Raw genomic sequence first — 21,404 nt, 5'->3', positions numbered from 1 at the left:
GGCGCCCCTCCCCCGTCCCTGGAGGAGAAAGGGGGGCCATCATGACCTGGCCGCGGATCCGGGCCCGGCTGCGCCGGCTCCGGCGCCTGCCGCGCAGGCGGACCGTCAAGCGCGTCGCACTCGTCCTGTTCCTCGTCGTCGCGGTCCCGGTGGTGGCCGCCGCCGGGGCCCTGCGCGCCTCGTACGCGGGCGCGCCCGCCGACGACGCCGTCACCCGCGGGCGGGACGCCGTCTGGCTCGGACACGCCTGGGTCGACGGCCGCCGCACGGACCAGGACCTGGCCGGCCTCAAGCGGCGCGTCGGCGGCAGCGGCGTCCGGGACCTGTACGTCCACGCGGGCCCACTGGAGCACGACGGCACCCTGCCCGCCTCCGCTTACCGGGGCGCGCGCCGGCTGATCGACGCCGTCCACCGGGAGCTGCCCGGCGTCCGGGTGCAGGCGTGGCTCGGCGACGTGGTCGCGCACGGCGGGACGGGCGGGCTGCGGCTGGGGTCCGCCGCGACCCGGGGCGCGGTGGTGGCGAGCGCCCGGCAGGTGCTGACGGCCGGCTTCGAGGGCGTCCACCTCGACGTCGAGCCGGTGGCCGACGGCGACGGCGGCTTCCTGACCCTGCTGGACTCCCTTCGCCCGGCGGTCCGTTCGGGCGGCGGGGTGCTGTCGGTGGCCGCGCAGCAGATCGACCCGCTGCCGTCGATGCACGCGGCGTCGCGCGCGTTCGGCGGGCGGAAGTGGTGGTCGCAGGGGTACTTCGCGAAGGTGGCCCGGCGCACCGACCAGATCGCCGTCATGTCGTACGACACGGCGCTGCCCTGGGAGAGCCTGTACGGCGGCTACGTCGCCCAGCAGACGCGGCTGGCGCTGGAGGTCACCCCGGCCGGTACTGATCTGCTGATGGGACTGCCGTTCTTCCACACCGACGACATGGGCCACCACGGTTCGGCGGAGACGGCCGCCGCGGCGCTGCGCGGCGCCCGGCTCGGACTGACACGCGAGGACCGGCACCGCGAGCGGTTCGGCGTCGCCCTGTACGCGGACTTCGCCGCGACGGAGGGCGACTGGCGTGCGTACCGCGAGGCGTGGGGCAAGCGAGGGTGACGGCGGCTCCCGGTGACGCGAGGGTGATGAGCATCCCTTGCGCGGACTGCGGACAGCGGTCCCGGAAGTCGTAGGCTTGGGGGCGCACGCACGAGACCTGCGAACAACTGCACTGACAACTGCACTGAACGGCAACCGGCGATGGAAGGGACCCCTCCGCGCCGGTCGGAAGGAGGCGCTGGGTGATCGAGCTTGAGGGAGTTCCCGAGCTGATCGACCCGGTCATGATCTGTGCCTTCGAGGGCTGGAACGACGCCGGAGACGCCGCCTCCAGTGCGGTCGCGCACCTGGACCGGGAGTGGAAGGGCGAGGTCTTCGCCGCGCTGGACGCGGAGGACTACTACGACTTCCAGGTCAACCGGCCCACCGTCTGGCTGGACGGCGGGGTCCGCAAGATCACCTGGCCGACGACCCGGCTGTCCGTGGTGCGCACCGGCGGCGGTCCGGGGGGCACGGGTGAGGCCGGGGACACCGGGGGCACGGCGGGCATCGGCGGCCCGGGAGGCATCGGGGGCCCGAAGGGGCCGCGTGACCTGGTGCTCGTCCGGGGCATCGAACCGAGCATGCGCTGGCGTTCGTTCTGCAACGAGATCCTGGGCTTCGCCCACGAGCTGGGCGTGGAGATGGTGGTGATCCTGGGCTCGCTGCTCGGTGACACCCCGCACACCCGGCCGGTGCCGGTCAGCGGGGTCACCTCCGACCCCGACCTGGCGCGCACCATGGACCTCGAGGAGTCCCGCTACGAGGGCCCGACCGGCATCGTCGGCATCCTCCAGGAGGCGTGCACGCACGCGGGTGTGCCCACCGTGAGCCTGTGGGCGGCGGTGCCGCACTACGTGTCGCAGCCGCCGAACCCCAAGGCCACGCTGGCTCTCCTCAACCGCCTCGAGGACCTGATCGACCTGCGCATCCCGCAGGGCGACCTGCCCGAGGACGCGCGCGCCTGGCAGCTCGGCGTCGACCAGCTGGCGGCGGAGGACAGCGAGGTGGCCGAGTACGTCCAGTCGCTGGAGCAGGCGCGGGACACGGCGGACCTGCCGGAGGCGTCGGGCGAGGCCATCGCCCGCGAGTTCGAGCGCTATCTGCGGCGGCGGGACGGGCAGTCGGGGCCGGGGGCCGGGCCGGGCCCGGTCGGCGGACCGGGCGGGGCCGGCGGCCCCGGAGGTCCCGGCGGTCCCGGCGCGGTCTCGGGGCCGGGGCAGCCGGGCGGCCTGGCGGCCGAACCGGGCTTCGGCGAGCCGGGCGGCCGGGACGCCTCGTACCTGCGCGACACGACGAGCGGGCGGACGCGTCCACCGCGGCGGGCGCCGAAGGAGCAGGCGGAAGGGTCGGAGGGCGGCGACGGCGCCTCGGGCTCCGGATCGGGCTCCGGATCTGCCGGTTCCGACTCTGGTTCCGGCTCCGGCTCGGGCTCCGGCGGGGAAGGCCGTACCGGCGGCGAGCGCGGCGGTGGTGAGGACGAGAACGGTCCGCCGCCGCAGGGCGAGTAGTCCGAAGCTCCGGCCGAAGGGGCGCCCACCGCTTGGGGGCGCCCCTTCCGCTGTCCGTGCGGACCCGGTCGCCGGCCGGCCACGGGCGGCGCGTACGCTTCCTTTTCACCCCTATACGTCATATCGCTTGTCATATCGCTCGACAAAAGGACAGAACGGCCGTGAAGGCGCTCAGGAAATACGTCATGGCGGCCACCGGGACCGCCCTCGCACTCTCGCTCACCGCGTGCGGCGGCGGGGAGAAGGAGGACACCCGCGACCCGCAGGCCGCCCTGAAGGCCGCGGCGGAGAAGACGGCGGGGGCCAACTCCTACCGGACGAAGCGGCAGGTCACCGAGCTCGACGGGACCGAGCGCGGCGAGTACTCCTTCTCGCGCAAGCCCGATCTGGCCGAGCGCAAGACGTGGCGGACGCGGACGAAGGACGGCAAGAAGGAGCCGGAGCGCTTCGCGCACGCGATGAGCAAGGACCAGACGCTCTACACGCGCGACGCGAAGATCGCCGACGGCCGGTGGGTGAGCAGCAGCCTCCTGGACGCGGGCGAGGAGCCGCCGAAGCCGGAGGACGTCCAGAAGACCGCCGAGGGCTCGCTGCCCAAGCTGCTCGGCGTCCTGCGCACGTCGAAGGACGTGCGGAAGGTGGGCAGGGAGAAGGTGAACGGCCACAAGGCCACGCACTTCGCCGGCACGGTCGTCCTCAGCGACCTGGCGGCGTACAAGGGCGACGTGATGCGGGACTGGCTCCGCGAGCTCTACGTCGAGAACCACCGGAAGGACGGCCTGGAGAAGGTCGACATCGACCTGTGGATCGGCGAGGACGACATCCCGGTCAAGGGCGCGGAGCACGGCAAGGGCTCCAAGGGCAGCACGAGCGTGACCGAGGAGTACGCGGAGTTCGGCGCCGACCCGGGGATCCGCATCCCGAAGGGCAAGGACGTCGTCACGGAGGACGCCTGGCTCCAGGAGGTCCGGGACAAGGCGTACCGGGGCATCGACCCCGTGAGCTGAAGCTCCCCTCTCAGCCGCGCAGTTCGTCGAGCCGGGCGAGGTCGTCACGGACCGACTCCCGCTCCTCGGCGGTGAGTTCGACCGCGGCAGCCCGGGCCAGCGCCTCCTCCCGGCCCGCCTCGCCCCCCAGCCGCCCGGCGACGTCCGCCCGCAGCGCCAGCAGCCGCAGCAGCTGGACGGGCGTGGGGCGTTCGCCCTCCGTACGCAGCGCCCGGTCGACGACCCGGGCGGCCCCGGCCGCGTCCGCCTTGGAGTCCGCGAACAGCGACGCGTAGTGCAGCGCCCGCGCGAACGCCTCCTTGGGCGCGGGCCGGTGGCGCTGGTCGGCGCTCGTCACGGTCCCGACCCGGACGCAGTTGCCGCCCGGGTCCGTCATCAGGAACTGCCGCACGCCGTGCGAGGTGTCCTTCACCGCCCCGAACCGCGGCAGCCCGCGCGTCGGCACCTTCCCGTACGCCTCCTTCAGCCCCTGGCGGAACGCCTCGTGGAGCCCGTCGACGTCATCCGTGCGGACGTAGCAGGTGCTGTACGAGGCGGCCGGGTCGTGCTGCTTCACCCCGAAGAAGTGCAGCTCGATCCCGCCGTACCGGACGACGGCGTACGGATTGGGGCTCGTCTGACGGTACGTCACCTCGAAACCGAGGGCGGTGCAGAAGTCGAGGACGGGCCGGAGATCGGGGCAGGGAAGGATGGGGATCGTCGTCTCAGCCATGCACGACACCGTAGTCAAACTTGACTAGTGCCGCACCGGCATATTCCCGAACTCCCGTTCCCTGCCGCTCAGATCACTTCCCACTCCGCGGCCGCGTACAGCGACCGCAGCCGCTCCACCACGGGCACGTCCGCCGGGAGGGTCAGCTCGTCGATCCGGCCGACGGGCGCGACGCCGAGGGAGTTGGTGACGAAGGCGCCGTCGAAGGAGGGGACGTCGTCGAGGCGGACGGGGCGGCGGAGCCAGGGGAGGCCGAGCCGGTCGAGCTCACGGCGGAGCAGGAGCATGGTGATGCCGTCGAGGGCGGGGGCGTCCGGCCAGACGACGGTGTCGCCTTCGACGAAGCCCACGTTGGTGATGGCCCCCTCGGCCACGGTGCCGTCCGGGGCGACGAGCAGGGCCTCGTCGAAGCCGGCGGCCTGGGCTCGGCGCAGGTGGTACGACTGCCCGAAGACACCGGTGTGCTTGAGGTGCGCCGCGGGCCGCTGGTACGGGACGGCGGTGAGGCGTTGCGGAGCCGCCGGCTCGGGCGTCGGCGGCCGGGCGATCACCGTGGTGGCCGGGCGGACCGTCCCGTCACCGGGCGGCAGGTGGACGTAGACGCGGACGGCGGCGTCCGTCACCCCGGCCGCCCGCAGGGCACCGCGGACGCGTTCGCGGACGAGTCCGCCGTCCAGGCCTTCACCGAACAGTTCGCGGGTGGCGGCGTCGAGCCGCGCGAGGTGCAGGTCCAGTCCTCGGACCCGGCCGTTCCGGATCTCCATCGCGGTCATGTGACCATAGCCGCCGAGGAGGGCGAGGAACAGGGGGTCGGCGGCGACGGGACGGCCGTCGACCTCGACGTACGGGGTGGAGAGAGCGTTCATCTCCCCACCCTACGAGGCTGATCGCTCAGAGCTCGTCGTGGTTCCAGTCGCCGTTGGCCATGCTGCCCCGGCCCAGGGTCAGCCGCACGTACCGGCGGACCTGGTCGGCGCCGTTCACCGTGCCGATCGACGGGAGGAACGGAGCCGTGGCGTTCTGCCCGGCGGAGACACGGTGGTAGTACTCGGAGAGGGCGTCCCACGAGTTCTCCAGCTCCTGCTGCTGGTGCGGCAGCCCGTTCTGCGGGGTCCATGTGCCCATGGCGGTGCGGAAGGTGCCCTCGACGTCGTTGAACCGGGCGGCCTCCGGCAGCATCTGGATCATCAGGCTGAGGGACCGGGCGGTGTTCTCACGCTGGCTGCCGGCGCTCGGGGTGGTCACGGTCGCCAGCTGCACGATGGAGGCCCGGATGTCGTTGTAGCTGATCGGCATGCCCTCGCGGCCGCGCCGGGCCGCGCCGGTCAGCGAGTTGTAGTTGGAGCCGAAGTTCAGCGTCTGGACGTTGGTGTTGACGTCCGGGCGCGGGGTGTCGGTCTCCGCCAGCCGGCTGCCCAGCGCGCCGTTGATGTCGTTGAACTGGAACGTGGTGCCCTGCTCGTTGGAGAAGCCCCAGACGTAGAGGTTGGAGGGGTTGATCCAGATGTGCACCTGGTGCCGGTGCCCCTGGTCGTCCGGCGCCGTCAGCGAGGCCTGGATGATGCCGACGTCCTCCAGCTGCGTCTCCTGGGTGTTCCACCCGGCCGCGGCGTTCCGCAGGCTCTGGACGAACGCCGAGTAGTCGTCACGCTGGTGGTCACTGGCGCCCTCGTCCGCCAGGTTGATGTACACGTGCGACATGTGACGCCACTCGGTGCGCGCCTCGGCCGTACCGGCGGTCGTGAGCGTGCCCGTGACGGCCATGGCGAGGCCGACGCCGGAGAGGAGCAGGGAGCGGGCGAGGCGGGTCTTACGCATGGGGATGTGTTCTTCCTACGGTGACGGGATCCGAGCGATCGAAACCGTCGCTCCCGCCCCGCGCCCGGGGGAGGCGAGCGGGGCGGAAGCGGCGACCGGGTTCACCGTAGGCGCCCCTGACCTGCGCGAACCGTCCACTGCGCGCACACTCCTGCTCTGGTAGCGCACGGTGGCCACCGACGGCGTTCGGCCACACCTCGCGGACCTCATCCCGGACGCACGACGGCGTCCAACACCCGCTCCCACGGATAGCCGTCCACATGCCGCCCGCCACTCCCAGGCGCGTGCGGCACCCACTCCCCCGGGCCGTACACCACCCGCACCCCGGTGCTCCGCAACACCTCCAGCGAACGCCGGGTGGCGGGGTGCGCGTCCAGCGCGGTCGACCAGAACGGCAGCGCGGCCACCGGCAGCCCGAGCCCGACGGCTTCGGTGAGCAGCCCGAGAGCGTACGTGTCGGCGATGCCCGCCGCCCATTTGTTGGCCGTGTTCATCGTCATCGGCGCCACGACCACCGCGTCGGCGGGCGGGTTCCGCTTCTCCTCCCCCTCCCGGCGCCAGGTGCTGCGCACGGCCCGCCCCGACGCGGCTTGGAGCGCGGGGACGTCAAGGAAGCCGCCCTCGGCGGCGGCGGACGTCCCGATGACACACACGTCCCAGCCGCGCTGCTTCGCGGCGACGACCAGGCGCTTCGCGTCCCGCGCGGGACCGGCGGCGCAGACGATCGCGTACAGAACGCCGTCCGCTTCACACGACTCGTGAGCCACCGACTCCTGGCCGCACTCCATCACTGCACCTCCCGGACCATCGCAACGGACCGCCCGCCGCCGAGGTTCCCGGGGTCGCGCGGCCTTGACCGAGCGTCCTGACGTCACCACCATGACTACTGGACTGGTCCACCAGATGAGTTGGGGTTTTCATGGCGCTACCGAAATACGATCAGATCGCAGGCGACCTGCGAGGGCGCATCGTTCGTGGCGAGCTGAAGGCCGGTGACGCCCTGCCCTCCGAGCGCGAGCTGACGGAACGCTGGTCGGTGGCGCGAGCCACCGTGGTCCGCGCACTTGACGTGCTGCGCCAGGAGGGGTTGATCGAGACCCGTCAGGGCACGGGTTCGACGGTGCGGGAACGGGCGCCTTTGGCGCGGACCGCCGGCGAGCGATACCGCACCGCGGTGCGCACCGGCCAGATCTACACCGCCGGGGAGTACGCCGAGATCGTCGGGGCGGAGACACTCCCCGCACCGGAGGACGTGGCCACCGTCCTCGCGATCGAGGCCGGTGAGCCGGTGGTACGACGGCACCGCGTCACCTTCGAGGGTGAGGTTCCCACGGCGACCTCGTGGTCCTGGTTCACGGCGGAGGTCGCGGCACAGGCGCCGCGCCTCCTCCACCGGGAACGGGTACGGGAGGGCACCACGCGCTACGTCGAAATGCAGACCGGACGACGGCCGCACACCGGTCGCGACTGGTGGACGGCGCGCCTCGCCACAGCGGAGGAGCTGGAGTTGCTGCGGCTCGACGGCCCTGCGGCCGTGGCCGAGGCACGGCATGTGGCCTACGACGCGGACGGCCGGGCGATCACCTACGAGGTCGGGGTGAGCCCGGGAGGCAGGTGGACCCGTACGGACGAGTACTCGATGAACGACTAGAAAGGCGTCAACTCCGCACACGGCCCCCACACTTGGTGGGGGCATTTTTCGTCCCGGACGCTTGACCTGACTAGTCCACCGGTGGACTATCCCAGTGCAGGGCATCTCGTCGAGGTGTCTCTCCATGACCGCACGAGCCCGGAGCCCTGCTCGCCAACCATGGGAGTCCATCATGTCCCCCACTCCAGGCCGTCCAGTGGCCACTACGGCGCGCTGGCTCTGCCAGGCGGCCCCCTCCGCGCGGAAAGCACTGGCCCAGTGGGAAGCGGGCGGAACAACGCCGCTGACCGTGGGCCGCCACTGGGACCTCGTCGAGATCGACTTCACCCTCGCAACCGCCGCCGTTACCCGGCTGAGGGACGCCGACCGCCACATCGGGCTTTACCTGATGGGTGGCATGGAGCACGCGATGTGGTGGCTGCTGCCGCTGGGTACCGCACCACGACTCACCGGAGTTCCCGGGATCAGGCCCCGCCCCAGGGGCTCGGAGTTGTTCGCCCCGCCCCCGGGGAAGTACCGCGGCGACCGCGTCTGGGTGCTCCCCGGCCAGGACGGCGACGCATGGCGGACGCTCACGGCTCCGGACGACCTCCGCCATGCCGCCGAGACCGGCATGCGCCTGCTCGACCGGAAGGCCGTCACGCGATGCCCCTGAGCGGCCGGATCACGCCACACATCGCGCCGCGATGCGCTCTCGGCCAGCACGCCGATTGCGAGGGAGCCATCGTCGTCCGCGTCATCGGCGCGCCACCCGGTGCGGACGCCACCGAACGGCTCCGCTGTGCCTGCGCATGCGGACACCCAGCCGACCAGGACCGGCAAGAACCGGCCGACAGCCCACAGGGACAACCCCCGCCGCCGTCAGTCGGCTGATCACCTTCACAGGACGGACCGATCCGGACGGTGACTGTCGTCAACGCGGCCGATCGGCCACCGTCCGGTGACGGCCGGCGCGCCTATGCGCCCCGCAGGTCCGCCACCAGGCGGAACCGCTGCAGGACCGCGAGCGTCGAGTCGTCCACCGTGAACTCCGGGTCGTCCATGGCCTCCCGCATCTCGGCGCTGTGCCAGAACGACTCGTGGTTGGCGCGCCATTCGGCGACGGAGGCGTCGCCCTCCCCCTCGTCGACGACGTGGGCGAAGTCCACGTCGGACAGCGGCACGACGCGGACGTCCGTCACCTCGATGACCGCCACCGGACGGTCGTCGGAGTCGACGACGACGCTCCGCTCCCCGGACACGGGCAGCGCCTCGCCCTCGTGTTCGTAGGCGACGACCAGGCCGGTGGTGGAGGTCTTCGAGCCGTCGAGGATGGCGGCGACGAGAAGGTCGCGGAGGGGGCCGGGGAAGGCGAACTCGGCGCGGGGGAGGCCGGTGATGCGTTCCATGGTCGCAATCTAGTGCGGGTGATGGCGGGGGGACAGGTGTGCCGTTCCCGCGTCGAGGTCGATGCCGGTCCGGCGCGGGGCGCCGTCCTGTTCGTCGTCGCGCAGGACCAGTTCGACGCGGCGCTGTTCCAACTGCGCTCGCTTGCCCGGGTACATGAGGCCGTGCAGCTCCTCTGTCGCGGCCGCGCCCGCACCGCGCGAGCCGCCGGCGGCGCCTCCGCGGAGGAGGTGAACGCCCTTGCGCGCGGCGGCCGTCACGAAGAGCGGGACGACGATCAGGAGGGCCAGCCCAGGGCCCGTCAGGAGGCTCATCACATCGAGAGAACGTGGCGGGCCCGGGCGTGGTTCCGTCCGCGTCAGTCGACCGCGCTCGCGCCGCGCAGCTTCAGGGTGAACGGGTGGTTCGTGGAAAGGCTGGGGGTGGTGAGGTGAAGGGTGCCGCCGCGGTCGGTGGGGTCGTACCACCAGCCGGGGGTGGAGGAGCCGGAAGTGACGTGGGGCAGGGGGCGGCCGTCCAGCAGGACCGTTCGCGGGGTGGTGCGGGAGTGGACGGTGAAGGTGTACGGGCGGGTGGTCTGCTTGCCCTTGAAGTGGCCGCGGGAGGCGTCCACTCGGACGGTGACGTCGCCTCGGCCCGTGTGCGGTGCCCGGACGGTCACCGTCTGGCGGGCCGAGGCGCCCGCGCGGTGGGCCCGGGTGACGCCGTCGTCCTCGTAGAGGGTGAACGAGGATGCGCCCTTGGGGTAGACGTCCCAGGCGAGCGGGGAGTCGGGGGTGCGGTCGCGGTGGGAGCGGATGCCGGGCCACATCGGGATCGCGGCGCCCTCTTTCACGAAGAGGGGCAGGGTGTCGAGCGGGGCGCGGTAGCCGTCGAGGGTGGTCGGACCGTGGTACGTACGCCCGGTCCAGTAGTCGGTCCAGGTGCCGCGCGGCAGGTAGATGCCGTCACGCGTCTCCTTGTCCTCGTACACCGGGGCGACGAGGAAGTACTCACCGCTCAGGAACTCGTACTTCGCCGCGTCCGTCGCCGCCTTGGGGTCGTCCGGGTACTCCAGGGCCAGCGGGCGGACCGGGCCGACGCCCGTGCGGGCGGCCTCCGCCGCGTACGTGTACATGTACGGAAGGAGGGATTCCTTGAGCTTGAGGTACTTGCGGTTGATCGAGGTGTACGGCTCGCCGTACCGCCAGGGCTGCTTGTCGCTCGGCGCCCAGCCGTCCATGGTCATGACGGCGGGGAGGAACGCCTTCCATTGGAGGTCGCGGACGTACGTCTTCGCGCTGCCGCCGAAGATGCCGTCGATGTCGCCGGTGGTGTAGGCGAGGCCGGACATCGTCGCGCCCGCGTAGGTGGGGATCTGCCAGCGGATGTAGTCCCAGGAGCCCTTCTGGTCACCGGACCACTGGACGCCGCAGCGCTGGGCGCCGGACCAGCTCTCGGGGGCCCAGGTGAAGCCGCGGGCGTCGCTGTTGTCCTCGATGCCCTTGTACGCGTCCTTGCAGCCGTCGAGGGCGAACTTGTAGCCGTCGCCGACCCAGGCGACGTCCAGTTTGGCGACGCGCTGGCCGGCCCGCACCTGGTCGGCGAGCTTGCCGAGGCCGTCCTCGGTCCACAGGCCCATGGTCATCCCGCGGTCGGCGAGGCCCTTGTTCACCTCGGGCAGGTTCTCGTAGCCGCAGCCGTAGCCGTCGTTGACGAGCATCCAGCCGAGCGGCATGTCGTGCCCGACGTAGCCGTCCGCGACCTTGAGCGCGTCGAGGGTGCGGCGCTCGCCGCGGTTCTTGTTGTGCAGGTAGCAGTCGGAGTCGCCGACTTCCAGGCCGTACAGCGGCGGCAGGAAGGGGCGGCCGGTCAGCCGGGTGTAGCCGCCGATGACGTCCTTGGGGGTCCGGCCGGCGACGTAGTACGCGTCGAAGCGCTGCTCGCGGGCGGTGGCCGCGACCGGGTCGGCGAAGTCGTAGGTGTTGGGCGCGTACGTGTTGCGGTAGACGCCGTAGCCGGCCGAGGAGAGGTAGAACGGGACGGAGTTGGGGTGGCCGCCGTCGTTCCAGTCGTAGTCGACGCCCACCTCCACCTTCTTGCCGCGGTGCGAGGTGTTGCCGCGGCCGTTCTGCATGCCGGCGCCGTAGAACCGCTCGTCGGCGCCGCGCGCGAGGGACTGCGTCGTGCCGTCCTTGTCCCAGGTCAGGCCCTTGGTCTCGGACCAGAGGCGGGTGCCGTCGGCGCGGTACAGGGCGAAGCGGAGCGGTGCCTTGTAGGCGCGCAGGGTGAGGGCCGAGGTACTCAGTTCGTAGCGGTCGCCGCGGTCGCGCCAGCGGGTGGGCGGGGGCGCGCCCTGCGGCAGGACGATGTCCTTGCCCGTGGGATCGGTGAACGTGCCGTCCGGGGCGAGCTGGAGGCGGAGGGTGTCCGGGGTGACGAAGCGGATGCGGGCCTCGGATCGGCCCGCTCTTAAGCGGTACTCGGGGCCTTGGGGGGTGAAGGAGGTGATGTCGCCGACGGTGTGCGGCTCCGTGCCGGGGCCGTCGGCGGCTCGGGCCCCCGCTTGGGGGCCGACGAGGGCCGTGAGGAGGCCGAGCAGGGCGAACAGGGTGAGGAGGCGGGTGGTCGCGGGGGTTCTGTGCCGGGTGCGGGTGGTCATGCGGCCATGCTTAGCGCACTGTCGTGCGCATGACTACGGGGCGTTCCCCGGCCTCGGTTCCTTGCGGGGGCGCCCCCCCGCACCCCGGCACCGCGCTCCGCGCGGTTGTCCTCACACGCCGGGCGGGCCGCGATCAGTCCTCTCCCCGTACCGCCCCCAGGTCGAAGTAGTCCCGCCACGCCGCGATCGCCCCGTCCCGGATCTCGAAGACACCGGCCACCCGCACCCGTACCACCGTCCCCGACCGGAGCCGCATCACGTCGGTCCGTTCGTTGAACACCACTCCCCCGCCCTCGGTTTCGGACGAAGCCTGGTGGTGGATGGTGAAGTCGGCGGCGGTGAAGCGGGCGAGGAAGTCGGCGAAGTAGGCGCGGATGCGGTCCCGGCCGACCACGGGCGGCAGGGGCATGCTGTGGTAGGTCCCGTCCTCCGCGAAGAAGGACGCGAGCCGGGCGGCGTCCAGCCCGTCCCACGCGGCGAAGAAGCGCGCGACGACCTCCTCCGGCCCGCTCCCCGGCTTCGTCCCCGTCTCCGTCCCCGTCATGGAAAGGCACCTCTTCCCCGTCTCGACTCGACGTGTGCGAAGCCTACGAGGGTCCGGAACGGCGGTTCGCCCGGGGCCCCGCCCCGGTGCCCCGCGCCGGGAACGGGGTACAGCCGGCGGGTGCTCGCCGCCCTCCGCCGCCTGGGCCGCTGGGGCACCGAACGCGGCAGGAGGCGCTCCCCGCCACTGGTGGGGAGCGCCTCCTGTCCTCGGGGCGGGCTAGAGCGCGACGCCCAGCAGCGCGTCCACGGTCCGCGACACCAGGCCGGGCGCGCCCTCGTCCGTACCGCCGTCGGCGGCCTGGGCGGCGGCCCAGCGGTCGACGGCGGCCAGGGCGGCCGGGGCGTCGAGGTCGTCGGCGAGGGCCTCGCGGACCTCGTCGAGAAGGGCGTCGGCGGACGGGCCGTCCGGGCGGGAGACGGCGGCGCGCCAGCGGGCGAGGCGCTCGACGGCCTCGGCGAGGACGGCGTCGGTCCACTCCCAGTCGGCCCGGTAGTGGTGGGACAGCAGCGCGAGGCGGATCGCGGCCGGGTCCACGACCTCGCGGCGCAGGGCGGAGACGAAGACGAGGTTGCCCTTGGACTTGGACATCTTCTCGCCGTGCAGGGCGACCATGCCCGCGTGGACGTACGTCTTGGCGAACGGGTGCTCGCCGGTCAGCGCCTGGGCGTGCGAGGCGCCCATCTCGTGGTGCGGGAAGATCAGGTCGGAGCCGCCGCCCTGGACGTCGAAGCCCATGCCGAAGTACTCCAGGGCGATGGCGACGCACTCGATGTGCCAGCCGGGGCGACCGGGGCCGAGGGAGGCGCCGTCCCAGCTGGGCTCGCCCGGGCGAGCGGCCATCCACAGCATCGGGTCGACGGGGTTCTTCTTGCCCGGCCGGTCCGGGTCGCCGCCGCGCTCGGCGGACAGCAGCCGCATGGCCTCCGCGTCCAGGCCGGAGACCTCGCCGAAGTGGGCGTCGGAGGCGACGGAGAAGTAGATGTCGCCGTCGAGCTCGTAGGCGGCACCCGCGTCGCGCAGGCGCTCCACCAGCGGGACGATCTTGGGTATCGACTCCACGGCGCCCACGTACTGGCGCGGCGGCAGCAGCCGCAGGGCGGTCATGTCCTCGCGGAACAGGACGGTCTCGCGCTCGGCGAGGGCCTCCCAGTCCTCGCCGTTGGCGGCGGCCCGCTCCAGCAGCGGGTCGTCGATGTCCGTCACGTTCTGGACGTAGTGGACCTGCCGCTTGGTGTCGAGCCACACGCGCTGCACGAGGTCGAACGCGTTGTAGGTCGCCGCGTGCCCCATGTGAGTGGCGTCGTACGGCGTGATGCCGCAGACGTAGAGGCGGGCGACGGGGCCGGGGACGAGGGTCACCCGTCCACCGGTCGCGGTGTCGTGGATCCGGAGGTCGCGGCCCTTGCCGGGCAGGGCGGGAACCTCAGAAGCGGGCCAGGCATGCATGTCCTGAGCGTAACCGGATGCGGGTTCCGGATACGAACCGGAGGGGGCGGTTGGCTGAGAAGGGGGTCTTGCGCGGGGGGCGGGGTTGTGCTCCGGGCCCGCCCTTCACCGTTTCTTGCGGGGGCAAGCCCCCGCACCCCCGAAACCGCGCTCCGCGCGGTCGTCCTCAAACGCCGGACGGGCTGATATTCAGCCCGTCCGGCGTTTGAGGACGAGCGGCGAAGCCGCGACCAGCGGGGTCTGGGGCGCAGCCCCAGGAAGCGGCGAAGTGGGGGTGCCCCCTCTGGGCGAGGGACCGGGGCACCAGCCCGCCGCAGGCGCCTACACCGGCGGCCACGGAATCGCGGGCCACTGCCCGCTCGGCTCCCGGTGCCGCCCGGTCCGCAGAAGCTCCTCCACCCGCCCCCGCAAAGCGTCGATCTCCGCCGGAGTGATCAACTCCGCCAGCCGCCCCGCCAGGGGGCGCCCGTCGGCCAGATCGGCCGAAAGTCGCCGCAACGCCTCCACCGCCTCCTCCGTCAGCGGCTCCCCCGCCCACCCCCACAGCAACGTCCGCAGCTTGTCCTCGGCGTTGAAGGTGACGCCGTGGTCGATGGCGTAGAGCCGGCCGTCGGCGGCGGGCAGCAGGTGGCCGCCCTTGCGGTCGCCGTTGTTGATCACCGCGTCGAGGACGGCCAGCCGGCGCAGCCGCTCGTCGTCGGCGTGCACGAGCAGGGCGGTGCGGTCGTCGCCGACGTCCGCGTAGCCGACGGCCTTCCAGCCGGGCCCGGGTTCGTCCCCCTCGACCAGCGCGAGGAGGCGCCGCGTCTCCTCGGCGGCGCCGTCGTCGGCCGGGCCGTCGATCCAGAGCTGGCACATGCCCGGCCCGTAGGGGCCGTCGCGGAGGACGGTCGGCGGGACCAGGCCCCAGCCCATCGCCTCGGAGAGCTCGTAGGCGGCCACCTCGCGCTGGGCGAGGGTGCCGTCCGGGAAGTCCCAGAGCGGGCGCTCCCCGGCGACCGGCTTGTAGACGCAGGCCGCCGTCACGCCCTCGTAGGCGACGGTGCAGTACAGGACGGCGTTGGACGCCTCGCGGATCCGCCCGCGGACCGTGAGCTCACCGCGGGCCAGCAGCTCCCGCGGGGTCACGCCGAACCCGGAGGGCTCGACGGACTCGCCCGGCCCGGCGGCCCCGTCCGGCCCGGCGGCCCCGTCCGGCCCCGGCGGCACCCCACCGCGCTCCCGCGCGGTCACGCTCCGCGGCGGTATCCGTTCTGGCGCGGACATACGTGTCCCTCCGGGTCGAGCGGCAGGCTGCACAGCGGGCAGGGCGGCCGGCCGGCGTTGACGATGTCCAGGGCGCGCTTGGCGAAGGCGCGGGCCATGGTGCCGGTGATGCGCACGCGCAGCATGGGCGGCCCGTTGGTCTCGTCCTGGAGGAGGCGCTCCTCGGCGGCGGCCAGGTCCTCGTCGGTGTCGGCCTCCAGCTCGACCAGGGCCTGTGCCTCGACGACCATCCGCTGCCCCTCGGCGTCCCAGGCCAGGGCCATGGTGCCGACGCGGAACTCCTCCTCGACGGGGGTGTCCAGCGGGGCGGTGTCGGCGTACTCGACGGGGGCCACGGCCGGGACCGGGGCACTGCCGCCGGTGCGCCGGACGACCTCGTCCAGCAGTTCGTCGATGCGCTCGGCGAGCGCTTCCACCTGCGCCTTCTCCAGGGCCACGCTGGTGGTCCGGCCGGCCGCGCTGGCCTGGAGGAAGAAAGTGCGGCGGCCCGGCAGCCCGACCGTACCGGCGACGAAGCGGTCCGGCGGGTCATAGAGGAACACCTGACGGGACAACGTCCTGCTCCATTGTGTCGGTGGTCGGACGGGGAATCTGGGGAACCACGGGAAGCTCGGCGGGCTCAGGCGCCGCGGCGGCGCCCCCGCGCCCCCACCCTACTGCTCATGTGGATCACGGTGCTCCCGCACCGCCTCCCACCACGGCCTCCCCGGGGTCCCCCGCCGCCCCGCCCGGCGGCGTCGCGCGCGGGGCGAGCGACGCGGTCTCGCCGGTGTCCCCCAGCCGCAGCAGGTACGGCCGCAGGGGGGTGTAGCGGATCACCGTGAGGGAGCAGGGGTCGACGGCGATCCGCTGGAACTGGTCGAGGTGCAGCCCGAGAGCGTCGGCGACGACCGCCTTGATCGGGTCGCCGTGCGAGCACACGACGTAGACGGCGTCGGCGCCGTGCTCGCGCTCGATCCGGTCGTTCCAGTCGCGGACCGCGTCCACGGCGCGGGCCTGCATCGCGCGTAGAGACTCGCCGCCGGGGAAGGAGGCGGCGGAGGGGTGCCGCTGCACGACGGTCATCAGCGGCTCGTCGTGGAGTTCGGCGAGCTTGCGGCCCGACCAGTCGCCGTAGTGGCACTCGCCGATCCGCTCGTCCGTGTGCGACGGCAGCTCCGGGCGGGCGGCGAGCAGGGGGGCCACGGTCTCCTGACAGCGCTGGAGGGGACTGGTGACGAGAGCGGCGAGCGGGATCTCCCGCAGGCGGTCCGGGAGGGCCGCGGCCTGGGCGGCGCCCCGCTCGTCCAGGGCGACACCGGGAGTCCATCCCGCGAGCACGCCGCCGGTGTTGGCGGTGGACCGGCCGTGCCGGACCAGGATCAGGGTGGGCATGCCCGCCAGCCTACGACGGCCCCGGGCGCACACCGACGGCGGTGCGACGAAGGTCTCCGGCGGTGCGGACGACGAACGGCCCCGGCAGGGGAGCCGGGAAGGGAGAATGCCCGCGTGATCGTGGACTTCGCCATCTATCGGAACGGACACCGCACGGACGGTCCGGCCGACTTCTCCGACGCGCTCGACCAGGCGCGCGCCGACGGTAACGCCTTCCTCTGGGTCGGCCTGCACGAGCCGACGGAGAGCGAGTTCGCCCTGGTCACCAGCGAGTTCGGGCTCCATCCGCTGGCCGTCGAGGACGCCCTCAAGGCCCACCAGCGGCCCAAGCTGGAGGTGTACGCCGACTCGCTGTTCGTCGTCCTCAAGCCCGTCGTCTACGACGACCACGCGGACACCGTGAGCACCGGCGAGCTGATGCTGTTCCTCGGCGACTCCTTCGTGGTGACGGTCCGGCACGGCGTCGGCAACCCGCTGTCCGAGCTGCGGGCCCGCCTGGAGGACCAGCCCGACCTGCTGCGCTGCGGCCCGACGGCCGTGCTGTACGCGGTGAGCGACGCGGTCGTCGACCACTACACGGAGGTGTCCGGGCTGCTCCAGGCCGACCTGGACGAGCTGGAGACCGAGGTGTTCGCCCCGATCGGCATCGACAACAAGAACATCGCGTCCCGGATCTACGCGTTCAAACGGCAGGTGGTGGAGTTCCGGCGGGCCACCGTGCCGCTCGCCGAGCCGGTGGCCCGGCTGGCCGGCGCCGGGCTGCCGTTCGTCAACGAGGAGGCGCGCCCGTTCTTCCGCGACGTGGGCGACCACCTGGCGCGGGCGAACGAGGCGGTGGAGCAGCTGGACCGGCTGCTTTCGGACATCCTCTCCGCCCACCTGGCCCAGATGGGCGTGCAGCAGAACGACGACATGCGGAAGATCTCCGCCTGGGCGGCGATGGCGGCGGCCCCGACGATGATCGCCGGGGTGTTCGGGATGAACTTCGTCCATATGCCGGAGTTGCGGCAGGTGTGGGGGTATCCGGCGGCGCTGCTGCTGATGGTGGGCGTGGTGGCGCTGCTGTACCGGCTGTTCAAGCGGCGGGGGTGGCTGTAGGGCGGGCCCGGCCACGGCCGGTACCGGACCGAATCGGATCGGATCGGATCGGACTGAATCGATCGAACCGGGCCGGACCGGATCGGATCGGTCCGCGGTCGCGAGGGCCGGCCCGCGGTCCCGGGGACCGGCCGCCGTCGCGGGAGCCGACCCACCGTCCCGGGAACCGACCCGCGGTCGCGGGAGCCGACCCGTGATCGCGGAGGCCGGAGGTCTCGGCTTCAGGCGAACTCCGGCACCACCGCCACCGCCCCACCGCCCAGCGCGTCCCGCCGCTCCGGCATCCGCAGGGAGACCATCCGCCGCCGTCCGCCGAGCCGTTCGGCCGCGTACAGGGCGTGGATGCCCGCGGCGAGGGCGGCCGATTTGGCGCGGGGCCAGTGCAACAGGCGTCCCATACGCCCCATGACGGCGAGGGCGACGTCCCGGTGGACGCCGGTCTCCGCGAGGGCGCACTCGCGCAGCAGGGTGTGGATCGTCCGGCCGTGCCCGGCGGCGGCGAGCCGCAGCAGTTCCTCGTGGCAGTACGCGAGGTGGTTGGCCTCGTCGTGGCAGATCATCCGGAGGGCGCGGCCGACCTCGGGGTGGTCGCCGAAGTGGTGGGTGAGCATCCGCATCTGGTCGGCGGCCCGCTGCTCGGTGACCCGGCTGTGCGCCAGGTAGGCGATGACGTCCCGGACGGTCAGCGGCTCGTCCGCCCGCAGTCTGGCGTGCGGCAGGCCGATGCCGCGGCGTTCGAGGAGCATCGTGTAGTCGGTCTCCGGGGGCACCTCGGCCGGTTCCAGACCGCGCCGGCGCAGCAGGGCCAGGAAGATGCGGCCGTGTTTGTCCTCGTCCGCGCCATGCCGGGCGATCTTGGGGGCGAGGGCGCGGAGGCTCTCGGGCACCAGGGCGGAGATCCGGCCGTTCTCCCAGCCGCCCTGCGCCTCGCCGCTCGCGGCGATGGAGCAGAACAGGCGGAACGCCTCGTCGTCGCCGAGGATCTCCTGGAACAGACTTCTGGCCGTGAGCATGGCCCTCACCTCCGTGGGGACCAGTCAAGGTCCCCACCGAGGGGGGCGCCAGCCAGGAGGCGGCGGGCGCTCGGCCGAACGGACGACGCCGGGCGCGCGCCCCGGGCGCCCCCGACCGCGTAACCCGGCGGGCGCGGGGGCGTTGAGCCCGGTGCCGGCCGTGGCGGGGAAGACCCCCGAGCCCCCACCACGGCCGCGGGGCTTTCCGTGGGCGTCAGGCGAGCCCGGCCCGCTCCAGCGCCTCGACGCCGGCGCGCAGCCCGGCGATCCGCTCCTCCAGCGTGAAGCCCGAGGGGTTGAGGGACAGCGTGGTGACACCGGCGTCGGCGTAGGCGCGCATCCGGTCGGAGATCCGCTCCACGGAGCCGAGCAGCGACGTCGAGTCGATGAGCTGCTGCGGAACGGCCGCGGCGGCCCCCTTCTTGTCCCCGGAGAGGTACTTCTCCTGGATCTCGGCGGCCTCCTTCTCGTAGCCCATGCGCACCGCGAGCCGGTTGTAGAAGTTCTGCTTGGCGCTGCCCATGCCGCCGACGTAGAGGGCGGTGTAGGGGCGGAAGGTGTCGGCGAGGGCGGCGACGTCGTCGCCGAGGGCGAGCGGGACGGTCGGGACGAGGTCGAAGCCCTCCATGTCCTTGCCGGCCTTGGCGCGGCCCGCGCGGATGGACCCGAGCGTGGTCTCCTCGGCGAGCTCGGGGGCGAAGAAGAGGACGAGGGCGCCGTCGGCGATCTCGCCGGTCTGCTCCAGGTTCTTGGGGCCGATGGCCGCGATGTACAGCGGGATGTGCTCGCGCACCGGGTGCACGGTCAGCTTGATCGGCTTGCCGGGGCCGCCGGGCAGCGGCAGCGTCCAGTGCTCGCCCTCGTGCGTCAGGCGCTCGCGGGCCATGGCCTTGCGGACGATCTCGACGTACTCGCGGGTGCGGGCGAGCGGCTTGTCGAACTTCACGCCGTACCAGCCCTCGGAGACCTGCGGGCCGGAGACGCCGAGGCCGAGCCGGAACCGGCCGCCGGAGAGGGAGTCGAGGGTGGCGGCGGTCATGGCCGTCATGGCGGGGGTGCGGGCTGGAATCTGGAAGATGGCCGAGCCGACGTCGATGCGCTCGGTCTGCGCGGCGACCCAGGAGAGGACGGTGGGCGCGTCGGAGCCGTACGCCTCCGCGGCCCAGCAGACCGCGTAGCCGAGCCGGTCGGCCTCCTTGGCGACCGCGAGATTGTCCGCGTCCATCCCGGCGCCCCAGTAGCCGAGGTTGATTCCGAGCCGCATCCCGCTCTCCCTACCCATCAGTAACGTCGTCGTTCCGGGGACTGTAGCGCGCGGACCCGTGGTCCGTCACCGGGTGCTTCGGCGCCGGGGGCGCGGGCCGCAGTGTCGGGGCCGGGCGTTGGGGCCGAAGCCGGGGATCGTCCGGGGCCGGCCGGACATCGGCGGGTGGGGAGCCGGCTGCCGAGGACGCCGCCGGAGGCCGGGCGCCGAGCCGGACGCGTGATCCGGAGCTCGAGCCGGAATCGGAGCCCGAGCCGGACACCCGACACCGGACACCGGACACCCGACACCCGTGATCGTCCGGCGTCGGCCGGCCCGCCCCCACCCGGCCGATACGCTCACCCGTCATGGAGCAAAGGCATGTCGGCCGCACGGGCCTGCGCGTCTCCCGGATCGGACTCGGCACGCTCACCTGGGGACGGGACACCGACGAGCAGGAGGCCGGCGAGCAGCTCAGGGTCTTCCACGAGGCGGGCGGGACGCTCGTGGACACGGCGGACGTGTACGCGGGCGGCGCCGCCGAGTACCTCCTCGGCCGGCTCCTCGACACGGTCGTCCCGCGCCGCGACCTCGTCCTGGCGACGAAGGCCGGCAGCGTCCTGGACCCCGGCCACCGCGCCGACACCTCGCGCGGCCACCTGCTGGCCGCCCTCGACGCCTCCCTCGCCCGCCTCGGCACGGACCACGTCGACCTGTGGCAACTGCACGCCTTCGACCCCGGTACGCCGCTGGAGGAGACCCTCCAGGCCGTCGACACCGCCGTCGCCAGCGGCCGCGTCCGGTACGCCGGCGTCTCGAACTTCTGCGGCTGGCAGCTCGCCAAGGCCGCGACCTGGCAGCTGGCCGCGCCGGGAACGCGCACCCGGCTGGCGAGCACGCAGATGGAGTACTCCCTGCTCCAGCGCGGCATCGAGCGCGAAGTGCTGCCCGCCGCCCTGGACCTGGACATCGGCGTCCTGCCCTCGTCCCCGCTGGGCCGGGGCGTACTCACCGGCAAGTACCGCCGCGCGACGCCCGCCGACTCCCGGGGCGCCTCCGAACACCTCGCCCCCTTCGTCGCCCCGTACCTGGAGGAGCCGGCGCGCCGCGTCGTCGACGCCGTCGCCACCGCCGCCGACGGCCTCGCCACCACACCCCTCCAGATCGCCCTCGCCTGGGTCCGCGACCGCCCCGGCGTCACCGCCCCGATCGTCGGCGCCCGCACGGCGCGGCAGCTCAGGGCGGCGTTGTCAGTGGAAGCCCTTACGCTTCCGGACGAGATCTGCCAAGCGCTCGACGACGTGTCGGCGCCGGTGCACCGCTACCCCGATCAGGACTGGAGCGAGCTGTGAACACGGACCGCCTCGACGGCGAGGCCGCCCCCGCGGCCACGAACGGGACGACGTCCGCCACACCGGACCCGACCCGGGACCGGGCCGACGGACCCGATGCCTCGGCGGCCGGGGGCGGGGGAACGGTCGCGGCGGAGTCCGCGGCGGACGGCGCTCCGACGGGCGCGGGCGCCGAGGCAGGCGCTGGCGCCGAGGCAGGCGCTGGCGCCGAGGCAGGCGCTGGCGCCGAGGCAGGCGCTGGCGCCGAGGCAGGCGCTGGCGCC

The 21,404-nt window shown here is 73.1% G+C and carries 20 protein-coding genes and 1 pseudogene; 7 read left to right on the top strand and 14 right to left on the bottom strand.

Annotation, left to right across the window (positions count from 1 at the left end):
* Positions 1-41 precede the first annotated feature (41 nt).
* From ACH4PU_RS10220 to ACH4PU_RS10210, 3 genes are all read left to right on the top strand, one after another.
* A complete protein-coding gene (locus ACH4PU_RS10220) occupies positions 42-1,097 on the top strand; it encodes a hypothetical protein (protein ID WP_398268931.1) in 1,056 nt (351 codons plus the stop codon).
* A 182-nt stretch (positions 1,098-1,279) separates the two neighbouring features.
* The gene (locus ACH4PU_RS10215) at positions 1,280-2,587 is read left to right on the top strand and encodes a PAC2 family protein (RefSeq protein ID WP_398268928.1); all 1,308 of its coding nucleotides are present in this window, start codon (positions 1,280-1,282) and stop codon (positions 2,585-2,587) included.
* A 185-nt stretch (positions 2,588-2,772) separates the two neighbouring features.
* Complete coding sequence (locus tag ACH4PU_RS10210) at positions 2,773-3,594, top strand: hypothetical protein (protein WP_398268925.1); 822 nt, start codon at positions 2,773-2,775, stop codon at positions 3,592-3,594.
* Between the two features lie 10 nt (positions 3,595-3,604).
* Here the strand turns inward: ACH4PU_RS10210 and ACH4PU_RS10205 are convergent, their stop codons facing one another.
* The 4 genes from ACH4PU_RS10205 to ACH4PU_RS10190 form a co-directional block, all read right to left on the bottom strand.
* Positions 3,605-4,306, bottom strand: a complete 702-nt coding sequence (locus ACH4PU_RS10205; protein ID WP_398268922.1) for a bleomycin resistance protein — start codon at positions 4,304-4,306, stop codon at positions 3,605-3,607.
* Positions 4,307-4,374: 68 nt separating this feature from the next.
* Entirely contained in the window at positions 4,375-5,172 is a 798-nt protein-coding gene (locus ACH4PU_RS10200; protein WP_398268919.1) for an aminotransferase class IV, read from the bottom strand.
* Between the two features lie 25 nt (positions 5,173-5,197).
* Positions 5,198-6,124, bottom strand: coding sequence for a ribosome-inactivating family protein (locus tag ACH4PU_RS10195; RefSeq protein WP_398268916.1), 927 nt, complete (start codon positions 6,122-6,124; stop codon positions 5,198-5,200).
* Positions 6,125-6,330: 206 nt separating this feature from the next.
* Positions 6,331-6,912, bottom strand: a complete 582-nt coding sequence (locus ACH4PU_RS10190) for a flavoprotein (RefSeq protein WP_398268913.1) — start codon at positions 6,910-6,912, stop codon at positions 6,331-6,333.
* Positions 6,913-7,043: 131 nt separating this feature from the next.
* Between ACH4PU_RS10190 and ACH4PU_RS10185 the strand changes: the two genes are divergently transcribed.
* Complete coding sequence (locus tag ACH4PU_RS10185; RefSeq protein ID WP_398268910.1) at positions 7,044-7,775, top strand: GntR family transcriptional regulator; 732 nt, start codon at positions 7,044-7,046, stop codon at positions 7,773-7,775.
* A gap of 172 nt (positions 7,776-7,947) precedes the next feature.
* Positions 7,948-8,430: a hypothetical protein gene (locus tag ACH4PU_RS10180; protein ID WP_398268907.1), complete on the top strand. Its 483-nt coding sequence runs from the start codon at positions 7,948-7,950 to the stop codon at positions 8,428-8,430.
* A gap of 301 nt (positions 8,431-8,731) precedes the next feature.
* On the opposite strand, the gene ACH4PU_RS10175 is transcribed toward ACH4PU_RS10180, so the two are convergent.
* From ACH4PU_RS10175 to ACH4PU_RS10140, 8 genes and pseudogenes are all read right to left on the bottom strand, one after another.
* Entirely contained in the window at positions 8,732-9,163 is a 432-nt protein-coding gene (locus tag ACH4PU_RS10175; RefSeq protein ID WP_398268904.1) for an ASCH domain-containing protein, read from the bottom strand.
* Positions 9,164-9,172: 9 nt separating this feature from the next.
* Positions 9,173-9,475, bottom strand: coding sequence for a DUF6191 domain-containing protein (locus ACH4PU_RS10170; protein WP_398268901.1), 303 nt, complete (start codon positions 9,473-9,475; stop codon positions 9,173-9,175).
* A gap of 50 nt (positions 9,476-9,525) precedes the next feature.
* Positions 9,526-11,802, bottom strand: a pseudogene (locus ACH4PU_RS10165) (TIM-barrel domain-containing protein); the annotation flags it as partial.
* Between the two features lie 133 nt (positions 11,803-11,935).
* Positions 11,936-12,346: a nuclear transport factor 2 family protein gene (locus tag ACH4PU_RS10160; protein WP_398268898.1), complete on the bottom strand. Its 411-nt coding sequence runs from the start codon at positions 12,344-12,346 to the stop codon at positions 11,936-11,938.
* A gap of 219 nt (positions 12,347-12,565) precedes the next feature.
* The gene (mshC, locus tag ACH4PU_RS10155; RefSeq protein ID WP_398268895.1) at positions 12,566-13,795 is read right to left on the bottom strand and encodes a cysteine--1-D-myo-inosityl 2-amino-2-deoxy-alpha-D-glucopyranoside ligase; all 1,230 of its coding nucleotides are present in this window, start codon (positions 13,793-13,795) and stop codon (positions 12,566-12,568) included.
* 321 nt (positions 13,796-14,116) lie between these two features.
* A complete protein-coding gene (locus tag ACH4PU_RS10150; protein ID WP_398268892.1) occupies positions 14,117-15,061 on the bottom strand; it encodes an SCO1664 family protein in 945 nt (314 codons plus the stop codon).
* Positions 15,025-15,615 carry a DUF3090 domain-containing protein gene (locus tag ACH4PU_RS10145; RefSeq protein WP_004946210.1) on the bottom strand — a complete coding sequence of 197 codons (591 nt, stop codon included), beginning with the start codon at positions 15,613-15,615 and terminating at the stop codon, positions 15,025-15,027. The genes ACH4PU_RS10150 and ACH4PU_RS10145 overlap by 37 nt, the downstream gene beginning before the upstream one ends.
* Positions 15,616-15,730: 115 nt before the next feature.
* A complete protein-coding gene (locus ACH4PU_RS10140) occupies positions 15,731-16,435 on the bottom strand; it encodes a histidine phosphatase family protein (protein ID WP_398268888.1) in 705 nt (234 codons plus the stop codon).
* 114 nt (positions 16,436-16,549) lie between these two features.
* Here ACH4PU_RS10140 and ACH4PU_RS10135 point away from each other — a divergent pair, with 114 nt between their 5' ends.
* On the top strand, positions 16,550-17,533 hold the full coding sequence (locus ACH4PU_RS10135; protein ID WP_398268885.1) for a magnesium and cobalt transport protein CorA: 984 nt from the start codon (positions 16,550-16,552) through the stop codon (positions 17,531-17,533).
* A 221-nt stretch (positions 17,534-17,754) separates the two neighbouring features.
* Here ACH4PU_RS10135 and ACH4PU_RS10130 read toward each other — a convergent pair whose 3' ends face one another.
* On the bottom strand, positions 17,755-18,546 hold the full coding sequence (locus ACH4PU_RS10130; RefSeq protein ID WP_398268882.1) for a ferritin-like domain-containing protein: 792 nt from the start codon (positions 18,544-18,546) through the stop codon (positions 17,755-17,757).
* 214 nt (positions 18,547-18,760) lie between these two features.
* A complete protein-coding gene (locus ACH4PU_RS10125; protein ID WP_185944654.1) occupies positions 18,761-19,810 on the bottom strand; it encodes an LLM class F420-dependent oxidoreductase in 1,050 nt (349 codons plus the stop codon).
* Between the two features lie 347 nt (positions 19,811-20,157).
* Here ACH4PU_RS10125 and ACH4PU_RS10120 point away from each other — a divergent pair, with 347 nt between their 5' ends.
* The gene (locus ACH4PU_RS10120) at positions 20,158-21,141 is read left to right on the top strand and encodes an aldo/keto reductase (RefSeq protein WP_398268878.1); all 984 of its coding nucleotides are present in this window, start codon (positions 20,158-20,160) and stop codon (positions 21,139-21,141) included.
* The last annotated feature ends 263 nt before the right edge of the window (positions 21,142-21,404 follow it).

It is taken from the genome of Streptomyces sp. NPDC021100, assembly GCF_044333095.1.
Classification (GTDB): domain Bacteria; phylum Actinomycetota; class Actinomycetes; order Streptomycetales; family Streptomycetaceae; genus Streptomyces.
The sequence above is the reverse complement of the archived record's forward strand: the minus strand, read 5'-3'. Positions and strand labels throughout refer to the sequence as shown.

Bases quoted from the DNA above. Each gene is read 5' to 3' on its own strand.
- ACH4PU_RS10185 (WP_398268910.1), top strand. From the start codon at position 7,044: ATGGCGCTACCGAAATACGATCAGATCGCAGGCGACCTGCGAGGGCGC.
- ACH4PU_RS10200 (WP_398268919.1), bottom strand. From the start codon at position 5,172: ATGAACGCTCTCTCCACCCCGTACGTCGAGGTCGACGGCCGTCCCGTC.
- ACH4PU_RS10150 (WP_398268892.1), bottom strand. From the start codon at position 15,061: ATGTCCGCGCCAGAACGGATACCGCCGCGGAGCGTGACCGCGCGGGAG.
- ACH4PU_RS10175 (WP_398268904.1), bottom strand. From the start codon at position 9,163: ATGGAACGCATCACCGGCCTCCCCCGCGCCGAGTTCGCCTTCCCCGGC.
- ACH4PU_RS10205 (WP_398268922.1), bottom strand. From the start codon at position 4,306: ATGGCTGAGACGACGATCCCCATCCTTCCCTGCCCCGATCTCCGGCCC.
- ACH4PU_RS10210 (WP_398268925.1), top strand. From the start codon at position 2,773: ATGGCGGCCACCGGGACCGCCCTCGCACTCTCGCTCACCGCGTGCGGC.
- ACH4PU_RS10170 (WP_398268901.1), bottom strand. From the start codon at position 9,475: ATGAGCCTCCTGACGGGCCCTGGGCTGGCCCTCCTGATCGTCGTCCCG.
- ACH4PU_RS10120 (WP_398268878.1), top strand. From the start codon at position 20,158: ATGGAGCAAAGGCATGTCGGCCGCACGGGCCTGCGCGTCTCCCGGATC.
- ACH4PU_RS10140 (WP_398268888.1), bottom strand. From the start codon at position 16,435: ATGCCCACCCTGATCCTGGTCCGGCACGGCCGGTCCACCGCCAACACC.
- mshC (WP_398268895.1), bottom strand. From the start codon at position 13,795: ATGCATGCCTGGCCCGCTTCTGAGGTTCCCGCCCTGCCCGGCAAGGGC.
- ACH4PU_RS10130 (WP_398268882.1), bottom strand. From the start codon at position 18,546: ATGCTCACGGCCAGAAGTCTGTTCCAGGAGATCCTCGGCGACGACGAG.
- ACH4PU_RS10180 (WP_398268907.1), top strand. From the start codon at position 7,948: ATGTCCCCCACTCCAGGCCGTCCAGTGGCCACTACGGCGCGCTGGCTC.
- ACH4PU_RS10220 (WP_398268931.1), top strand. From the start codon at position 42: ATGACCTGGCCGCGGATCCGGGCCCGGCTGCGCCGGCTCCGGCGCCTG.
- ACH4PU_RS10160 (WP_398268898.1), bottom strand. From the start codon at position 12,346: ATGACGGGGACGGAGACGGGGACGAAGCCGGGGAGCGGGCCGGAGGAG.
- ACH4PU_RS10125 (WP_185944654.1), bottom strand. From the start codon at position 19,810: ATGCGGCTCGGAATCAACCTCGGCTACTGGGGCGCCGGGATGGACGCG.
- ACH4PU_RS10195 (WP_398268916.1), bottom strand. From the start codon at position 6,124: ATGCGTAAGACCCGCCTCGCCCGCTCCCTGCTCCTCTCCGGCGTCGGC.
- ACH4PU_RS10190 (WP_398268913.1), bottom strand. From the start codon at position 6,912: ATGGAGTGCGGCCAGGAGTCGGTGGCTCACGAGTCGTGTGAAGCGGAC.